This is a genomic window from Psychrilyobacter piezotolerans, assembly GCF_003391055.1.
Lineage (GTDB): Bacteria > Fusobacteriota > Fusobacteriia > Fusobacteriales > Fusobacteriaceae > Psychrilyobacter > Psychrilyobacter piezotolerans.
The window spans coordinates 170,074-189,473 of sequence record NZ_QUAJ01000001.1 but is presented as its reverse complement, the minus strand read 5'-3'; the positions used below and the strand labels follow the sequence as shown (position 1 = coordinate 189,473).

The following is a 19,400-nucleotide window of genomic DNA, read 5'->3' as shown; positions in this document are numbered from 1 at the left end:
ATTGATTTTAATACTCGTGAATCGAGAAACCATAGGGAGGAAGAGTCAATTATAAGGGTGGAGAAATGAAAAAATACTTGGAATTAGAAAAAATTCTGGGTCACACTTTTAAGGATAAAAAACTTTTAAAACATGCCTTACTTCATAGATCTTATGGAAATGAAAATAAGGAATATAAAAAAATAAGCAACGAAAGACTAGAACTGTTAGGAGACGCAGTTCTAGATCTTGTCGTTACTGAATATTTATATAAAAATTTTAAAGAATCCTCAGAGGGTGATCTGGCTAAATTAAAATCAATGGTAGTAAGTGAACCGGTATTAGCGAAAATATCAAGAAAATTAAAATTAGGTGAATATCTTTTTTTGAGTAAGGGAGAGGAAGTCACCGGGGGAAGGGATAGATCTTCAATCTTAGGAGATGTATTTGAATCGGTATTAGGAGCTATCTACCTGGATTCGGACTTAGAAACTGCTAGAAAATACGGTTTATCCCATCTGGTTTATGAGATAGAGCACATCTATGAAAATGATGAATTGATAGATTTTAAAACGGCCCTGCAGGAGTACAGCCAAAGAAAATATAAGGAAGTACCTACCTATGAGCTTATAGGTGAAGATGGACCGGATCATGCTAAATTTTTTAAGATAGGTGTATTTATAAATAGTGAATTAGTAGGATCAGGAGAGGGAAAAAACAAAAAAACAGCAGAGCAGAAAGCCGCAAAACATGCCTGTGACAGTTTGGGAATAAAATATATTGAAACATTATAACATTCCAATATTCATAAGTCACTTTGGTTGTCCCCACACCTGTGTATTTTGTAATCAGGTGAAGATAAATGGTAGGGAAACCGACGTCACATGTTCCGATATTAAAGAAATAATAGAAGAACATTTAGAGATTCTACCAAAGAATTCGGTTAAAGAAGTAGCTTTTTTTGGTGGAACCTTTACAGGGATTGACAAGAGGATACAGGAAGGATATTTAGCTACAGTTAAACCGTATATCGATGCAGGTCTTGTAGATGGGATCAGACTGTCTACAAGACCTGACTACATCAATGAAAAGATATTGGACCTTCTCCTGAAATACGGTGTAACAACTATAGAGTTGGGAGTACAGTCTCTGGATGATGAGGTCTTGTCCCGGTCTGAAAGAGGTTATAAATCTAATATAGTAGAAGCGGCATCTACTTTAATAAAGAGTTATGGTTTTAAATTAGGAATACAGGTAATGCCCGGACTCCCTGGGTCTACCAACAAGACAGATTACAAAACAGCAGAAAGGGTAGTGGAGATAAAACCGGATATGGTAAGGATATATCCTACATTGGTTATAAATAATACGAAATTAGAAAAGATGTATTATGATAAGGAATACAGCCCCATGGAGTTGGAAGAAGCTGTTATGAGGGTGTTGCCGATCATGGTTTTGTTTGAACTGAATGATATAAATATAATCAGGGTAGGACTGCAGCCCTCCGACGATCTTTGTGAAGAGGGGGTAATAAAAGCAGGACCTTTTCATCCGGCTTTTAAGGAAACTATTGAGACAGAAATCTATGGTAGATTTTTAAGATCACTAAATTTAGAAACTTTGGATATAGTTACCCATGAGAAAAACATCTCTAAAATAGTAGGGATGAATAAAAAAAACAAGTTATTTTTTGGAAAAAAGATGACTATAAAGGGAGATAATAGTTTATCACTGGAAAAAGTAGTGGTAAATAGGATAGAATATACTAGGAAAGAAATCTTAAATAAAATTTTAGAGAGTGGTATATTATGAATCAGATAATAATAAGTATAAGTGATTTCGAGGAGAGAGCAGCTCTTTTAGAGGAAGATAAACTCACAGAATTTTTTATACAGAGGAACGAACAAAATAGAATAAATGGTAATATATATAAGGCTAGGGTAGCCAATGTATTACCTGGAATGGAATCAGCATTTTTGGATATTGGCACAGAAAAAAATGCTTTTTTGCATGTCCGGGATCTGCGTGAATTTGAGGAAAAATATCTGAGTGGTGTAAAAAACAGCAATAGACCCATAGAGGAGATCCTCAGTGTAGGAGATGAAATAATAGTCCAAATAGTAAAGGAACCCCGGGGTGATAAGGGAGCTCGTGTGACTACCCACTATACTATACCTGGAAAATATTTGGTTCTGATGCCAAACGACAGCCATATTGCTATCTCGCAAAAGATAAAGGAGCCTGAAGAGAGAGAGAGGCTGGAAACCGCAATCCACAAGATAAAACCTGATGAGATGGGGGTTATTATAAGGACTGCAGCTAAGGATAAAACTAATCTTCATTTTGAAAGGGAGATTGAATATTTGGTAAAAAAATGGAAAAATATAGAGAACAGTTTTAAAAAAAGCCGTGCAGGAGAGATTCTATACCAGGATAACGATATGGTTACAAGAACTGTAAGGGATGTTTTTTCCAATCAAATAGATGAGTTGATAATAGATGATGAGAAAAGGTATTGGGAGATAGTGGACTATGTAAGGGCATTTTCCGACAATACATTTAAAACCAAGGTGAAATTATTTGAGAGTTCCCTCCATATTTTCGATCACTACAATGTAACCAAGGGATTGGAGGCGGCTCTAAATGAAAGGGTCTGGTTAGACTGCGGGGGATATCTGATCATCCAAAAGACAGAAGCTCTCATAAGTATAGATGTGAATACAGGCAGGAATACAGGGATGACGAACCTGGAAGAGACGGTAGTGGAAACTAATGTAGAAGCAGCCATAGAGATAGCAAGACAGCTGAGACTTAGAAACCTCAGTGGGATTATCATCATAGATTTTATCGATATGAAGGTGGAAAAAGACAAGCTGAAAGTAGTGGAAGTATTGGGGCAGTGCTTAAAAAAAGACAGGATAAAAAATAATATCATTCATTTTACAGATCTTGGGCTGGTTGAGATGACGAGAAAAAGACAGGGAAGCCCCCTGGCTAAATACTATCAAAAACCTTGTCCGTGCTGTGATGGGACAGGAACAGTGAAATCTAAAGAGAGTATTATCCTGGATATAATGAGAGAAATAAGAGAAATAGGGGAAGATGATGATATTAGGAGAATAAGGCTTGCTACGAGTGCGGAGTTGTACGACTTTATTTGTGAGGCTTATATAGAGTTTATAACAGGATATTTAAAATTACGTAACAAGGAATTTGTCCTGAAAAAAAATAAGAAAAATGAAGAAAAAAACAATAATGACTATGAAATAGTAATGGAGATGTAAGATGAAAAAAATAGTAGCAGTATGTGCAGGAAGTTTTGATCCTATAACTAAGGGGCATTTAGATATTATAAAACGTGCCAGTAAATTTTCAAATAAATTAATAGTGGGTGTTTTAAACAGCCACAACAAAAAATATTGGTTTAATTTAGAGGAAAGAAAAGCATTGGTTGAAAAATGTTTATCGGAATTAGATAATATAGAAGTAAAGACTTTTGATGGATTGTTGGTAGATTTTGTTTTACAAAATAAGGCTAATATTGTAGTGAGAGGTTTACGGGCTGTTTCTGACTATGAATATGAGCTGCAGCTGGCTCTTACAAATAAATCCCTTTCAGATAATCAGGTAGAAACAATATTTTTACCTGGATCAAGGGAAAGTCTCTATCTCAGTGCCAGCCTGGTAAGGGAAGTGGCACTCCATGGTGGAAAGATAGATGAATTTATTTCACCGGAGATAGTAGAGGATGTAAGAAAAAGGGCAAAAGAGATAAAAAATAAGGGTTAAAGGAGTGAATTCATGGCTAAATTAAAAACTGTATATATCTGCTCAGACTGTGGCTATGAATCTTCTAAATGGCTGGGGAAATGCCCGGAATGTGACAGCTGGGGAACATTGGAGGAAGAGGTCAGCAGTGCTTCTTCTAAAAGCAGTGTTAAAAAAAAAATCAGCAACACCAGGGTAGTTAATTTTAAAGATGTAGAAGTAGAAAAAAACTATAGATATACCACGAAATTTAATGAGTTTGACAGAGTGCTGGGAGGAGGTCTTGTAAAGGGAGCAGTAGTCCTTTTGACAGGAAATCCCGGGATAGGGAAATCTACCCTGCTCCTGCAGGCTGTAGATCAATATTCCCAGTATGGAGAGGTACTTTATATATCCGGGGAGGAATCACCGGCTCAGGTAAAATACAGGGGAGACAGGTTGGGTTTATCTGGAAATAATATATCTATCATGTCGGAGACAGAGATGGAATCTATCTATGATTATGTTATCAGGAAGAAACCCAAGGTAGTTGTGGTGGACTCCATCCAAACTTTATACAGTTCAAATTTTGATTCCATCCCGGGAACTACCACTCAGATAAGGGAATGTACCCTAAAGATAGTGGAATTGGCTAAAACCCACGATATATCTTTCTTTTTAGTAGGACATATTACCAAAGACGGGAAGGTGGCAGGGCCGAAATTATTGGAACATATGGTGGATTCGGTGCTGCAGTTTGAGGGAGAAGAGGGACTCTTCTATAGGATCTTACGAAGTTTAAAAAATAGATTTGGATCTACCAACGAGCTTGGAATATTTAATATGGAAGAAAAAGGAATGGTAGAGGTAAAAAATCCTTCGGAATTTTTTCTCAGTGAACGGGATGAAAAAAATGTCGGAAGTATAGTGGTTCCTGTATTGGAAGGGACCAAGATATTTTTATTGGAGGTTCAGACTTTGGTGAATGAATCCCCCTTTGGAATTCCAAAGAGGGTAGTACAGGGGTTTGACAGAAACAGGGTGCAGATACTCAATGCCGTTATGGAAAAAAAGATAGGATTAAACCTGTCCTCTAAGGATGTTTTCGTAAATATCCCAGGAGGAATAAAGATCTATGACGGGGCGGCAGATTTAGGAGTAGTAATGGCAATGATCTCTATAACCAAGGGGATAGAGATCAGTCAAAAGATAGCAGCACTTGGAGAACTTGGTCTGCGGGGAGAGATAAGAAAAGTATCCTTCGTGGATAAAAGGCTGAAAGAATTGGAAAAGTTGGGGTTTTCAGGTGTTTATCTCCCTCATTCCAATAAGAAAGAGATTGAAAATAATAGTTATAATTTAAAGATGATATACCTAAAAAATTTAGCAGAACTTGCAGAGAGGATGAGGTGATTATGGAGTATAATTTAAAGAAAATATTTTCCCAGGTAACCCCTGGAACGGTATTTAGAGAAGGTTTGGATAACATCTTAGATGCCGGGACTGGTGCTCTGGTAGTTTTGGATGCCAATGATACTTTAGAAGACCTTATAGATGGTGGATTTGAAATAAACTGCAGGTTTACTCCTCAAAGACTCCATGAGCTGTCCAAAATGGATGGTGCTATCATCTTAGATGGGAACGCTACAAAAATTAAATATGCCAATGTACATCTGCAGCCAGATAAATCATTTAAAACAAATGAAAGCGGAACCAGACACAGGTCAGCTCAAAGGGTAGCTAAACAGACGGATAATTTAGTTATAGCTATCTCAGAAAGAAGGAACCGGATCACCCTCTATAAGGGAGATTTTAGATATAAGGTGAAAAACCTGGCTGATATAATGATTGAAGCCAGCCAGGCAATGAAAACCTTTGAAAGGTATAAACATGTATTGGACAGAGCCTTACAAAATATTACCCTTTTAGAATTTGACGGAATGGTGACCCTTTCAGAGGTTGTGACAGTTCTCCAAAGGTTTGAGATGCTGGTAAGGATAAGGGTAGAAGTGGAACATTCAATAATAGAATTAGGATCGGAAGGGAAATTTTTAGAGATCCAGTTGGAGGAACTATTTAAAGGGGTTCTGAAGGAAGAGGAAAATTTCATAAGAGACTATATAAATCTAGGGTTGGAAGAGGAATTTGGTGCAGCTGAAGTAAAGGAAAGGCTGTTGGAATTAGGAGATTTGGAACTCTTGGAGTCGGAAAATATAGCGGGTGCTTTGGGGTACGGCAGATCAGCAGCTACCTTTGATATGGAGTTAGACACAAGGGGATATAGGATCTTAAATAAGGTCACGAGGATTACGAGAAAAGACACTGAAAAAATAATCAGTAAATACGAAACTTTATCCAAAATATTGGAACTGACAGAAGAGGAATTGATGGAGATAAGAGGGATCAGTATGTTTAAAGCCAGATCCATAAAAAAAGGGATAAAAAGATTGAAGATGACAGCGGAGTGGGAAAAATAGAACCCTCTGACCCTCTTCCTTTTAGGTTTCTCCCTCGTAGGGCTAAACAAAGCTAGATGATATAGGGTAAGCAAAAAGGAAGATGCCTGTGCATCTTCCTTTTTTAGTTTTTACTTATCAAATTTTACCTTTGCTTCCTCTGCGATCATAGAAATGAAATCATTTAATTTCATAGTTTCCTGGTCTTTTGAACCAAATCTTCTTACATTAACTTCCGAAGCTTCAGCCTCAGCTTTTCCTAGGATAAGCTGTACAGGGATTTTGTATTGACCGTTGGCCTCTCTGATCTTATATCCTATTTTTTCTGCTCTGTCATCTAATTCACATCTGATTCCAACTTTGGCTAATTCAGCCATAACTTCCTTAGCGTATGGAACTACTTCATCGTTTAGAGTCAGTAATTTTATTTGTGTAGGAGCCAGCCATAGCGGGAATGCACCTGCAAAATGCTCAATTAAGATTCCGATAAATCTTTCAACTGAACCATAAACTACCCTATGAACCATAACTGGTCTATGCTTTTCTCCGTCTTCTCCAATATAGTTCATATCAAATCTTTCAGGAAGGTTGAAGTCAAGCTGGATAGTTCCACACTGCCATTCTCTACCTAAACAATCTTTGATTTTGAAGTCTAACTTAGGACCATAAAATGCTCCGTCTCCTGGATTTAATTTATAATCTAATCCAATTTTTTTCATAGCTCCTTCTAGTGCTGATTCAGCTTTATCCCATATCTCATCCGATCCAATAGCCTTTTCAGGTTTAGTAGATAGTTCGATATGGTATTCAAATCCAAATAACTTGTTGTAGAATTTATCGATTAAGTTGATAACTCCTATGATCTCCTCTTCGATTTGATCCGGAGTCATAAAGATATGAGCATCATCCTGTGTAAAGTTTCTAACTCTGAATAATCCGTGTAATGCACCAGAGAATTCATGTCTGTGTACGATACCTAATTCACCCATTCTAATAGGGAAATCCTTATAAGAGTGTAAGTCGTGTTTGTATACTAAAACACTTCCAGGACAGTTCATAGGTTTTATAGCAAATTCATGTTTATCTATTTCAGAAAGGTACATGTTTTCCTTATAGTTAAACCAGTGACCAGAAGTTTCCCATAATTCCTTGTTAAGCATGATAGGAGTTCTAACTTCCTGGTATCCGGCCTTTCTATGTTCTGACTTCCAAAGGTTTTCCAGTGCGTTTCTCAATTCCATTCCCTTTGGTAACCAAAATGGGAATCCTGGACCATATTCACTCATGAAGAATAGATCTAATTCCTTACCTAATTTTCTATGATCTCTTTTTTCAGCTTCCTCTAAGAATTTCAGGTGAAGTTTTAATGCTTTATCTGAGTCAAAGGCTATACCGTAAATTCTTTGTAACATCTTGTTAGAAGAATCTCCTCTCCAGTAAGCACCGGCTACCGACATAAGTTTAAATGATTTTAAATATCTAGTAGAAGGTACGTGAGGTCCAAGACATAGGTCTGTGAATTCACCCTGGGAATAAAGAGTAAGAGCTCCTTGTGCAATATCAGTAATAATCTCTACCTTATAGTCCTCTCCTGCTTCTTTAAATCTTGCTATAGCATCTTCTTTGGAGATATCTTCTTTAGTTATAATGATATCTTCCTTGACTATTTTTTTCATTTCAGCTTCGATCTTAGCCAGATCATCCTCTGTAAACTGCTCTTTAGGATCAAAATCATAGTAGAATCCATATTCGATAGACGGTCCTATGGCTACTTTAGTTTCAGGGAAAAGTCTGATTACAGCTTGAGCCATAAGATGTGCAGTGGAATGTCTGATGATCTCTATTCCCTCTTCACTGTTAGGCATGATAAGTTCCACAGCAGCATCTTCGCTAAGCATTGTAGCCATATCCACTAATTTTCCGTCGACCTTAGCTGCTACAGCATTTTTAGCCAGTGAATTACTTATACTTTTGGCAATTTGAAACATATTTACCGGGCTGTCAAATTCTTTGATATCCCCGCTTGGTAAAGTTATCTTAATCATCTTTACATCACTCCTCAGTTTTTTATATAATATAATTTTTTTTACAAAAAAGAACCCACCTAGAGTATCATCTAGATGGGTTAAATATTTTTTCATTCCAGACAGATACAAAACTTATAATTTTACAAGGGAAATAAGATCTGTATATTTACAAATCCTAAAAAAAAGTATCCGTTGTGGTGGTAAGTAATCTCATAGTCTAAGCTCCTGCTGAAATATTATTATCTGAAAATTCTAACATATTTAGTTCAAAATGTCAAAAAGTCTATTAATTGTTTAGTTCATCTACCTCTACTCCGCTGCCAAGCCATAGTTTAGGAGTCATACTTCCATCTTTATCCTTGTATCCGATACCCAAGAGAGGATTTTCTGGGAATGTAAGCAGAGTAAATTGAAGAGCTAAACGATCGTCATATGATTTGGTAGTTCTGTCGTAATCTTTGGTATACCCAACAGACCATTCATAGTATCCCGTCTCCTTTCCAAGATAGATACCGTATTCATCATCGTTGTCAATTTCGGTTTTATAGGATAATTTTATGTTCCACCCCTGACTGGGTTTTCCTATCCCGGCTCGGAGCCTGAATTCGTGCTCCTGCTTGGTGATATCCCTGTCATAACTGCTATTAAAATTGGCTTCTTCGCGATATTTATATCCCAGGCCAAACCTTTTATATGACCCATAAACATCTCCTTCGAATTCCTTTAAACTTCCAAAAAAATCATTACTCTGGTCATAGGCTTCCCTATGTACTTTCGCCATGAGGGAAAGGGTGAAGTATTTTTTATACTCAGGACGATTCATCTCTTCTAACATAATAGAGTTTAAACTAAAGTCCAGCTGATTGTCATTTCTCTCATTTAAGATCTGTTTCACCCGGCTTATCTCGGCCGGTGTGATCTCTAACTTGCCTTTATTATACTCAGCTGCGGCATAACTCCTTAATTCTTCATCGGTAAATCTTTTGTCCCTGTATTCATATTTAAATGAAACCTGATCTGCAGAATAATCCTTTAAATTTTGAGACGGCCCATATTTATATATCCCGTAGGTAGCACGATAGAAGTGTTCTACTTCTCCGCCATTTAAATAACTGGCACCGATAACATCATTTTTAATATTTAAAGTATCCATATTGTTATCTTCTCTGTCATCGGAAGCATGGGTATATGTAAGGTTATAGAGATCCAGCTCATCTTTTATCTCCAATCCATAGGTACTTTCCGATATTTTTTCATGGGCACCATAGTTATAGTTTGGATCGGTAGTAGGAATATTTTGAGATTCCATGAGGGTGTAATCAATTTTTTCATGGCTGTAATAGAACCTGTAACTTTCATTTATATAATAACTACCACCGAATTTATTGCTGGTAAGGTCATTATATTCATCGTCAAAGGCATAGCCGGCAGGGGTAAGCTCCCCACGGGTAAACCTCTTATCCAGATCATAGTACAGGTTCAATTTTTTCTCATCGTTGACTAAAAAATCGATGTTGTTGGTAAAGAGATCCCCTCTTTTCACATCTCTGTCAAAGCCGTCATTACTCTGTTTATATCCGGTACTGTAGACAGTTGTAGTGTTACCGAGATCCAATGTAACCTTGTCTTTGAATTCATGGATGCTGTCCTTGTTCTTTAACCTGACCTGTCCATTATATGTGGAATCACCATTACGGCTTCCATTGTCATAGGAGTAAAGTTGGCCAAAATAATTAAATTCATTGTTTAATTTAAAGTCCAGGTTTCTAAAATGGTTGTTGGTGTTATCCAATAGGGTAAGTTTATGATTGAAGTCCACCTGGTGCCTTAAAGAGGAGTCTCCGCCGCTGTTATCACCGGAATAGGAGTCGTACCCATCTGTATAATCATCGTATCTCAGATTATATCTTAACCCCATTTCACCTAAGTAACCTAGGTGAAGTCTTTTATCTTCCAGTTCAATTTGGACAAAATCAGATTCGTTGATATAGATATTATAGGCATCATTTTCCTCTAATTCATTGTAATTATATATACCTTCCCTGTCCCAGACCTCTTGTTTGGAGTGCCCCAAGGTAAGTTCCAATCTATATTGATCATAGAAAAATTCAGTTGCAACCTTATCATCCCTGTTTTTATTGTAGATAATATTCTCTTCCTTGTTATACTGCTGATCCCTTTTGTTAAAGTCGGGATTGTTTGACTGTGCAGTTTCCCTAAATGGATCATTATCCAGGTTTAATTCCTTTTCAGATTGAAGACTGTCAAACTTAACCTTATAGGTTGCTCCGCTGCTGCCCAGATCATATTCTCCAAGGTGTAGTCTGATCTTATCGCTGTCATCTTTATCGTATTCATATACAGACCAGGGAACATAGTTTATACTTCCCCCTTGAAGTCTTGTGATATCCTCTAAATCGGGACTACGTTCCCAAGATCTGAGTTTTCTCAGTTTATCTCCCCTTTCATGATCGTAGGCAAAGTCTATCTTAGTTTCCTTTAGGTTGAACGCAAATCCGAAATTTTCACGCCTGGACTGGTCATCGTCTGCCTTAGATGTAGAACCGGGGTCTAGATCCTTTAGATAGTCGTAGTAGGCAGATATCATATAATCTTCGTTATCTTTGGTGAACCCGAGATCGGTGTATAATTTATTATCTAACTGGGAACCAAAAGAGGCATCGTCCATTCGGTCATCTACTAATTGTCTGTAGGCATCCTCTCCTCCAGCTAACATCTTAACCTTAGAATAAAGGGTGATATCATTTCTTTCCCCTATATCTTCAAACTCAGAATCCAAGGTGATGAAATTAATGGTTTCACCGTCATTTCTTTCCTCCCCCCCATAGTTGGGGCTGGTAGGGTCATAGAATCCACTTCTTTCAAGATCATCTCTATGATCTTCTAAAGCACTTATCTTATTTACTGTTGTACTCTGCAGTCCTAACTTCAGGTAACCACTATCATCTTTATATTCATGATTGGCAGCCAGGTCCCATCTATCGTCGACAGAACTATCTTTTTTTACTACCAACAGATCATCGGCAGTAACTAAGCCCTGTCCATAATTTCCCAGGTCATACCAGTTTTCAAACCTTCCAACTAAGAGTCCCAGCTTGTCGGCAAATTTAGGAGCTATACCACCTTTAAAGTACTTACTGTCATTATCTCCATAGTTTATACCGCTGGATATATGAAATCCATAATCGGTACTGTCTCCCCAAACAGGGAAAAGCGGTACCTTGGAACCCTGTCTGATATTGACTGCATACCATGGGAACCAGCCTACCTTATAATCGTTTATAAATAGGTCGATATCCTGGAATTCAGCCTTATTATCCGGTATAATTTTTAATTTTTTAGCCCCGAGGTAATACCCTCCCTTCTTATAATCCCCAGTCTCTAAGATACTAAAGTCGGTAGTAAACCAGGCATTTTTCAGGGTAAAAGCTTCTTCATTATATTCTCCTACTTCCCCGCCAAAGTATATTCTGTCATTGGGAGCTTGGGCACCAGTTACTGTACCTACTTCCATATAGGATATACTGTCATAGTATTTTAAGGTACTGCTGTCCAATGAAAGAAGGGTTTTATTGGAATCGATCCTGGCCTGGTTAGGGTAGTCTCCCATTTGGATCCTGACATCCCCAGTAGCAGTAACTATGTTTGATTCCCTATCCCTTTTAAATCCGAAGGCTTGGAGTTTTAAGCCCTGGTATTGAAACTTTACCCCGCCATCAGCTGTCAGGGTATCGTTTTTTGTGTCGATAACTAAACTTTCGCTGGAGATAGCAGTACCATCACTGGAGGTGCTAACTTTACTTATATCACTTACAGTCGAAAAAAGCCCTGCTGAAGCCGCTTTATTTATGTCGTTTGCACCAAAGGATGTTTGAACAACACAAAATAGGAGGATAGCAAGGGACTTTGAATTCAAATTTTTCATATCATCATGTCTCCCCTAGTTTTAAGCAATTTTTTTCCATTATAGTAGATAAAGTATAACATAAATTTCTATGATTTCAACCAAAAAAAAAGGGTCCGAAGACCCTTACTCTTAATATGAATTTAATTTTTTAGTTAAATCTCCTTTTTGAACCAGTCCTATTATTTGATCCACAGCTTCTCCATTTTTAAAAGCTATCATAGTAGGGATACTTCTAACACCATATTTTTGAGATAATCCAGGATTATCATCTACATTTACTTTGACGATCTTGGCAGTAACTTCTTCAGATAATTCATCTAAAATTGGAGCTAACATCTTACAAGGACCACACCAGTCAGCATAAAAATCAACTAAAACAATCCCATCTTGGATAACAGTATCGAAACCAGCTTCATCGGTATATATAACTTTACTCATTAAAACCCCTCCTAAATTATGTTGATTACAAACATCTTTAAGTAATACTAGCATATTAAATATACTGTGTCAAACATTCAACATCTCTAATGTTTTTATTATTATCGGTTATTTTTTATACCATTGTGTATAGAATCCCCATGACCTAAATATATTTTTAAAAAAATATCGTATTTCTAAAAATAAGGCTGAAATAAATGAGTTTTCTTGCTCATCCATATATAATTATGTTAAAATTAGGTTATAAAAAAATCTAAAACTAAAACAATTGGAGGTTTAGGAATATGATATTGATTACAGGAGCATGTGGGTTTATTGCCAGTGCATTAACTTGGGAATTAAATGAAGGCGGAAGAAATGATATCATCTTATCTGGAGAATTAGAAAAAGAAGATAAGTGGTTAAATATAAGGGACAGAGACTACTATGACTGGGTACATAAAAATGATTTGTTTGAATGGTTGTCTGTGGAGGAAAATGCAGAAAAAATAACAGCAGTGGTGCATATGGGAGCATGTTCTGCAACTACTGAAACAGATATGGATTTCCTGATGGAAAATAACTACGAATACACTAAAAAATTGTGGGAATTCTGTACACAAAGGGATATAAACTACATCTATGCTTCATCTGCTGCCACTTATGGATTGGGAGAATTAGGATATGATGATGATGTAAGTCCGGAGGAGTTAAAAAAATTAAAACCACTGAATAAATATGGATACTCTAAAAAATTCTTTGATGACTGGGCATTTAAGCAGGAGGGAACTCCTAAACAATGGGTTGGAATAAAGTTTTTTAATGTATACGGACCTCAGGAATACCATAAAGACAGAATGGCATCCATGGTATTTCATGCTTTCAATCAATATAAGAAAGATGGGAAGGTAAAATTATTTAAATCTCATAAGGCTGAATATGAAGACGGAGGTCAGTTGAGGGACTTCGTTTATATAAAAGACGTAGTAAAGGTATTAAAGTTCTTTATAGAGAGCGAGGATAAATCAGGAATCTATAATATAGGAACCGGAGTTGCCAGAAGTTTTAAAGATCTTGCATTAAATGCAATAAGAGCAGGTGCAGATGACTATTCATTGGAAGAATCTAAAGTTATAGAGTATGTACCGATGCCTGAGGATCTTAGAGGAAGATACCAATATTATACTTGTGCGGAGATGAAAAAATTAAAGTCAGTGGGATATACAGAGGAATTCCATACATTGGAAGAGGGAGTAAAGGATTACGTTCAAAATCATTTGGCTAAAGAAAATCCATATCTATAAATTTAAAGGATATTTAAAAGAACTGTAGAATAAAAAGAATAGGATTTTAAAGATGAAAACAAGGAATTTTTTTCCTTGTTTTTAATTATAGTCAATAACTGGTATTTCTTTAGATATTAGTGAGTATCAGCATTGATTGGTGGTTGAGTTATTTGATTTTGTAAATTAGAAGTTTATCTGTGTCATCCGTATCAAGTGTTTTGACTTTGATTTGTGACATTAGCGGTTTCAAAAGGATTAAAATGAAAATTAGGAGGTGATAGGAATAAAATTAATATTACCTGTAAAAAAACTTGAAAAACAATTTAGAGAGATGATATTTGATTACCAGGAAGATAATGACCTTCTGTATTATTCATATATGGAGGCCGCAGACAATTTTGACAGCTACTTAAGAAGGGTAGAAGAATTGAGGATGGGGATAACTCTGCCTAAAGGTGATGTTGCTGCTACTGAATACTGGCTTGTAGATAGGAGAGAAAAAGAAATTAGAGGGATCATAAAAATAAGACATGAGAGTATACCTGTTCATGGAAATATAGGCTATGATATACCTCCTAGAAAAAGATTTTTAGGATATGGGACGAAGATATTGGGGCTGGGACTGGAGAAGGCCAGAGAACTAGGGATAAAAGAAGTGAGAGTATCCTGTACCTCTGATAATGAGGGCTCGAAAAAAATAATTATAAAAAATAATGGTGTTTTTATGGGCCTGGCAGAGGATAATAATGAGCTGTATGAACAGTATATAATAAAATAGGAGAGATTTTATGGAATTAAGAAAAGTTTTGGAGAAGGCTAATGAGGTAGGAGGATCGGATATTCATTTTGTAGTAGGCAGACCACCTATGATCAGAATAAACGGGGAACTGTTAGACACAGGTGATTTTGACAAGATGCTGCCTAAAAATTTGGAGGAGATGGCTAAAACAATCCTGTCGGAAGATCAATACATAGAGTTTAAGGAACATCATGAATATGATTTTGCCTTTGGAGTTGCAGGGCTGGGAAGATACAGGGCAAATATCCATATGCAGAGGGGAACAGTTGGAATAACCATCAGGGTATTGAATACTGAAATTCCTACCTTTGAACAGTTGAAATTACCGGGAACCTTGAAACAATTTACAGAGTATAAAAATGGGTTAGTGTTGGTGACGGGACCTACAGGGAGTGGTAAATCAACTACTCTGGCAGCTATGATAGACAAGATAAATGAGGAAAAAGCACATCATATAATAACTGTAGAGGATCCTATAGAATACATGCATAGCCATAAGAAGAGTGTGGTAGAACAGAGGGAGATCAGGTCGGATACCGCTTCATTTAAAACAGCATTAAAATATATCCTCAGACAGGACCCCGATGTAATCCTTGTAGGGGAGATGAGAGACTTGGAAACTATAGAGGCTGCAATCACAGCAGCTGAGACAGGTCATCTGGTTTTTGGAACTCTCCATACAAACAGTGCGGCCAAAACAATAGACAGAATAATAGATGTGTTTCCCAAAGAAAGACAGGGACAGATCAGGTCTCAGCTGTCTACTTCTCTGAGGGGGGTAATAGCTCAGCAGTTGGTTCCAACGAAAGATGGCACCGGCCGAAGAGTTGCTTTGGAGATATTAGTAGGAAATCCGGCTGTAGGAAACCTCATAAGGGAAGGGAAAATCCACCAGATACCATCTGTTTTACAGACAGGAGCCAGATTTGGGATGATAACCATGGAAAAATCTTTGGAAGCCCTATTCGATAAAGGAATCATAAGTAGAGAGGAATATAAAAGCAGAATATTATAGAATATTTAAATAAGAAGTAAGAAAAACTTATAGATATAGATTAAAAATTGAACCAAGAATAACGCTAATAGACAATCCTAATAAATCGATGTTATCCGTGTCGGGTATTTTGATTTCGATTGGATTTTATTCGTGTAATTCGTGGTAGGAGAATTTGAATTTATAAAATTTTAGAAAAGATTGGAGAAATAAATAAATAAGATGGAAAATATTAAATTAAATTTTGAGATAAAAAAAAACAATCTAAAGGAATTTATCCGGGTTCTTATACCGGAGTTAGTGGATGAAGAAATAATTATTACGGAAAAAAGATGTGATGGATTCTTGGAATTGGAATTAGAGGCAGCAGGGAAGAAAATTGTGTTTTCATATGAAAATAATTTGGACAGACTGGAGGACCAGAGGTTGGTCATGTCCAAGGTGGGACTCCTGAAATTAATGGATAAAAAATATCCCTGGGGAGGACTAATAGGGGTAAGACCGACAAAATTAGTGAGAAGGTTTTTAAATCTCGCATACACCTATGAGGAGATAGAAAAATTACTAAATGAACTATATCTGGTGACTCCTAAGAAAGTAAAATTACTCATAGATGTGGTTAAAAAAGAGATGGAATTTCTCAACCGGGATCATATAAATATGTATATAGGAATACCCTACTGCCCGACAAAATGCAGATACTGTTCCTTTGCTTCCTATGAGATGAAGGGGAAGATCGGTAAATACTACAATGAATTTGTAGAAACTCTCCTGGAGGAGATTGCTCTTACAGGGGAATTTTTAAAGGGAACTTCCAACAGGATTGAATCTCTCTATATTGGAGGAGGAACACCCAGTATATTGACAGAGGTTGATATGGAAAGGGTCTTAAAATCAATAAAAGACAATATAAATTTAACCTATCTAAAAGAATTTACCCTGGAAGCCGGGAGGGTAGATACACTTACCTTTAAAAAATTAGACATAATGAAATCTTACGGAGTTGAGAGGATAAGTTTAAACCCTCAGACATTTAATCTGAAAACTTTAGAAAAATTGAATCGTCCATTGGACAGGGATAAATTTGATGATATGTTTGACTACGCTAAAAAAATAGGACTTATAATAAATATGGATCTGATCCTGGGACTTCCGGGAGAGACTACAGAGGATATATTATATACCCTGGAGGAGCTGAAAAAATATCCTGCTGAAAACCTGACGACCCATGTACTTGCCTTGAAAAAAGCTTCTGTTTTATTTAAAGATATTCATGAACCGGCACCTCTTGACTATGAAAAGATAGAAGAAAAATTATATGAGGTTACAGAAGGGAAAAAGATGAAACCCTATTATATGTACAGGCAGAAAAACAGCCTTGAATGGGGAGAAAATATGGGCTTTGCTGTAGAGGGGACAGAATCGATATTTAATATTGAGATGATAGAGGAAAACCAGTCCACCCTTGGATTAGGCGGGGGAGCCATCACTAAATCTGTGGTAACTGAAAGTCTCACTGTGGATAAGATAAAGAGGATAGTGAGCCCCAAGGAACCCATAGCCTATGTGAGACAGATGAGGGAGAGGCTGCCTAAAAAATTGGAATTATTTAAATAACCCTTTTTTTAGATGTTCCCTAGCTTCTCAGTGAATATTCTACTTAGTCGTCCAACAGAATAAGTTCCGCAGTATAACGAGGACTGTAGCTATAAAAAGACGGACATTACCTTTGACTTACTCAAATAACATCAAATGGTTATTGCTTCGGTTTCTCTTCACATCGTAAAATTTATTTTTACTAAAAGTAAATTTTTCGTACTCGTGATCGAGAAACCATAAGAAGGAAGAGTAAGAATCTTCTTGCTTTTCTCTACTTTTTTCGCATTGTTATTTTTTCTAATGTTATTAGAGAAAATAACATACTCGCGATATCTGAAACAGAGCCAGTTAAGGATGGGATCCTTAGGTCTTTTTTACAAGTGGCAACTTAGGTTGACTGGGGGAAATCGTAAAGAAGAAGAGGTTCTAAAGATTCCATCTTTAATACGGGTTACTTTTTCTCTTGAAAGAAAAATTAGCGAAAAAGTTCAAGAAGGTTTATAAATGTCTTAGCGAGTAAGTCACGATCGTCATTGTAGAAACAGTACAGCTGTAGCTCAACGACTATAAACTTCGGAATTTAAAACCAAGAAAAAGAATTAGTGATAATTCGTGTAATTTGTGACTAAAAAAATGAAATTTAGTAATATTAGTAGTTGCAAAGAGAATTTGAGGAGGTGTGGGAACCTTGAATCAGAATATAAAGTTGATTATCATAATCATAGTGATATTAACAACAGGTTTTGTCTATAATAAGATAAGACCTGAAAAAAAGAGTATAAAATTAAAAAAAGAGATGATCTTTGGCACCATAGATAAAAATAAAAAATTAAATATAAACGATGCCCAATTAGAAGATTATTTAAAAGCAGGAATAAGTCTTGGTATTGCCAAAAAAATATTTGAATATAAAAAAATACTGGGAAGGGTAGACAGCTTGGAAGACCTGTCCAGGATAGACGGGATAGGAGAAAAGAGTGTAGAAAAATTGTCTAAGAATATAGAGGCGGGAGACGGTGGGACTTTAAATAAATTGAAGATAAACTCAGCTCCTCCTGAGACATTAAAATATTATGGATTCACCAAAAAAGAAATAAAAAAAATAGAGATCTACATAGGAAAAAATGGTGTGATCTACTCCAACATCGAGATGATGGAGATATTGGGAGAGGAAAGATACAGGGCCTATGAAAATATATTGGAGTATAATTAAACACCAATGATTATTAATGTTTTACTGGTAAAAAAACAAACCGCAAATAACATTAATAGACTCAAATTATAGTTTTTGACACAAAATTATAATCACAAAGAGATGAGATAAAGAGTTACACGAAGTATTCATTAAAAAGCAATAAGTTGCGCGTAACCGGTTACTATATTTTCTTTGTGCACCTTTGAGTTCTCTTTTCTTAGTGATGAAAAAAACTTTATTTACGATCATTAGCGGCTCAAATTTTGAATGGATAATAAAAAAAGACAGGAGTAGGGAAGATGCATAATTTAGATTTTACAGCGATAGACATAATAGGCTTAGTTTTGGGGTTGTTCTCTGTATTCATAGGGATAAAATACCCGGACTGGGATTTCAAATTAAAATTAAAACACAGGTCTATACTGACTCACAGTCCGTTGATCACACTTTTTTTTATATACATATATTTAAATAAACAGGGCGGGTTTTTAGGTTTTGGAGGAGAGAAAGAGACGGGATTCAGATATTTTATAATGGGTTTTTCCATAGGAATGGGAATACATTTTCTCTATGATCTATTTCCCAACGGCTGGAATGGTAGTGCTCTTCTGCACATTCCAATCTTAAATAGAAAGATAAAAAAAATGGGGAGTGTTACTCTCTTTATTTTATTTACTGTAATTTCATTTATGACAGGTATAAAACTCAGCAGATCCATAGAGGAGACCATCTTATTTTTAATTCTGGGGCTGCTGCTCCTTGGATTAAATAAGAGGAAAGAGGGAAAATTAATAAGGCCGACAGGGTCTTTTTTACTTTTATTTTTGGGAATAGCTTCCTATATAGATCCCGATTTTTATGGATTTTTAATGGAAAATATGAAAACCCTATGGACAGCAGGAGAGGCAGGGGTGAAAACAGTCTTCACATTAATTTCATAATAATAGGGGATAATAAAAAGAACCCTCTCTCG

Annotated in this window: 15 protein-coding genes; 12 read left to right on the top strand and 3 right to left on the bottom strand. The window is 36.3% G+C overall.

Features of this window, described 5'->3' with window-relative positions; genetic code table 11:
* Window positions 1-65: 65 nt before the first annotated feature.
* From rnc to disA, 6 genes are read left to right on the top strand one after another with little or no spacing between them, the layout of a single operon-like run.
* The gene (gene rnc / locus DYH56_RS00840; protein ID WP_114640951.1) at window positions 66-773 is read left to right on the top strand and encodes a ribonuclease III; all 708 of its coding nucleotides are present in this window, start codon (window positions 66-68) and stop codon (window positions 771-773) included.
* A complete protein-coding gene (locus DYH56_RS00835) occupies window positions 760-1,791 on the top strand; it encodes an elongator complex protein 3 (protein WP_114640950.1) in 1,032 nt (343 codons plus the stop codon). Before rnc ends, DYH56_RS00835 begins: the two co-directional genes overlap by 14 nt.
* Entirely contained in the window at window positions 1,788-3,263 is a 1,476-nt protein-coding gene (locus tag DYH56_RS00830) for an Rne/Rng family ribonuclease (protein WP_114640949.1), read from the top strand. Before DYH56_RS00835 ends, DYH56_RS00830 begins: the two co-directional genes overlap by 4 nt.
* 1 nt (window position 3,264) lies before the next feature.
* Window positions 3,265-3,768: a pantetheine-phosphate adenylyltransferase gene (gene coaD / locus DYH56_RS00825; protein WP_114640948.1), complete on the top strand. Its 504-nt coding sequence runs from the start codon at window positions 3,265-3,267 to the stop codon at window positions 3,766-3,768.
* Between the two features lie 12 nt (window positions 3,769-3,780).
* Window positions 3,781-5,139 carry a DNA repair protein RadA gene (gene radA, locus DYH56_RS00820; protein ID WP_114640947.1) on the top strand — a complete coding sequence of 453 codons (1,359 nt, stop codon included), beginning with the start codon at window positions 3,781-3,783 and terminating at the stop codon, window positions 5,137-5,139.
* A 2-nt stretch (window positions 5,140-5,141) separates the two neighbouring features.
* Entirely contained in the window at window positions 5,142-6,203 is a 1,062-nt protein-coding gene (gene disA, locus DYH56_RS00815; RefSeq protein ID WP_202922740.1) for a DNA integrity scanning diadenylate cyclase DisA, read from the top strand.
* Window positions 6,204-6,313: 110 nt separating this feature from the next.
* Here disA and thrS read toward each other — a convergent pair whose 3' ends face one another.
* From thrS to trxA, 3 genes are all read right to left on the bottom strand, one after another.
* A complete protein-coding gene (gene thrS, locus DYH56_RS00810) occupies window positions 6,314-8,227 on the bottom strand; it encodes a threonine--tRNA ligase (RefSeq protein ID WP_158539000.1) in 1,914 nt (637 codons plus the stop codon).
* 268 nt (window positions 8,228-8,495) lie between these two features.
* Entirely contained in the window at window positions 8,496-12,155 is a 3,660-nt protein-coding gene (locus tag DYH56_RS00805; protein ID WP_114640946.1) for a porin family protein, read from the bottom strand.
* 111 nt (window positions 12,156-12,266) lie between these two features.
* Window positions 12,267-12,575, bottom strand: a complete 309-nt coding sequence (trxA, locus tag DYH56_RS00800) for a thioredoxin (RefSeq protein ID WP_114640945.1) — start codon at window positions 12,573-12,575, stop codon at window positions 12,267-12,269.
* A gap of 284 nt (window positions 12,576-12,859) precedes the next feature.
* Here trxA and rfaD point away from each other — a divergent pair, with 284 nt between their 5' ends.
* The 6 genes from rfaD to DYH56_RS00770 all read left to right on the top strand — a co-directional run bounded on the left by rfaD (window position 12,860) and on the right by DYH56_RS00770 (window position 19,368).
* On the top strand, window positions 12,860-13,858 hold the full coding sequence (rfaD, locus tag DYH56_RS00795; RefSeq protein WP_114640944.1) for an ADP-glyceromanno-heptose 6-epimerase: 999 nt from the start codon (window positions 12,860-12,862) through the stop codon (window positions 13,856-13,858).
* Window positions 13,859-14,114: 256 nt separating this feature from the next.
* Window positions 14,115-14,618, top strand: coding sequence for a GNAT family N-acetyltransferase (locus tag DYH56_RS00790; RefSeq protein ID WP_114640943.1), 504 nt, complete (start codon window positions 14,115-14,117; stop codon window positions 14,616-14,618).
* A gap of 10 nt (window positions 14,619-14,628) precedes the next feature.
* Window positions 14,629-15,654, top strand: a complete 1,026-nt coding sequence (locus DYH56_RS00785; protein ID WP_114640942.1) for a type IV pilus twitching motility protein PilT — start codon at window positions 14,629-14,631, stop codon at window positions 15,652-15,654.
* A 201-nt stretch (window positions 15,655-15,855) separates the two neighbouring features.
* Window positions 15,856-17,250 carry a coproporphyrinogen III oxidase gene (locus DYH56_RS00780; RefSeq protein WP_114640941.1) on the top strand — a complete coding sequence of 465 codons (1,395 nt, stop codon included), beginning with the start codon at window positions 15,856-15,858 and terminating at the stop codon, window positions 17,248-17,250.
* A gap of 670 nt (window positions 17,251-17,920) precedes the next feature.
* Window positions 17,921-18,445, top strand: coding sequence for a ComEA family DNA-binding protein (locus DYH56_RS00775; protein WP_114640940.1), 525 nt, complete (start codon window positions 17,921-17,923; stop codon window positions 18,443-18,445).
* A 281-nt stretch (window positions 18,446-18,726) separates the two neighbouring features.
* Window positions 18,727-19,368: a hypothetical protein gene (locus tag DYH56_RS00770; RefSeq protein WP_114640939.1), complete on the top strand. Its 642-nt coding sequence runs from the start codon at window positions 18,727-18,729 to the stop codon at window positions 19,366-19,368.
* The last annotated feature ends 32 nt before the right edge of the window (window positions 19,369-19,400 follow it).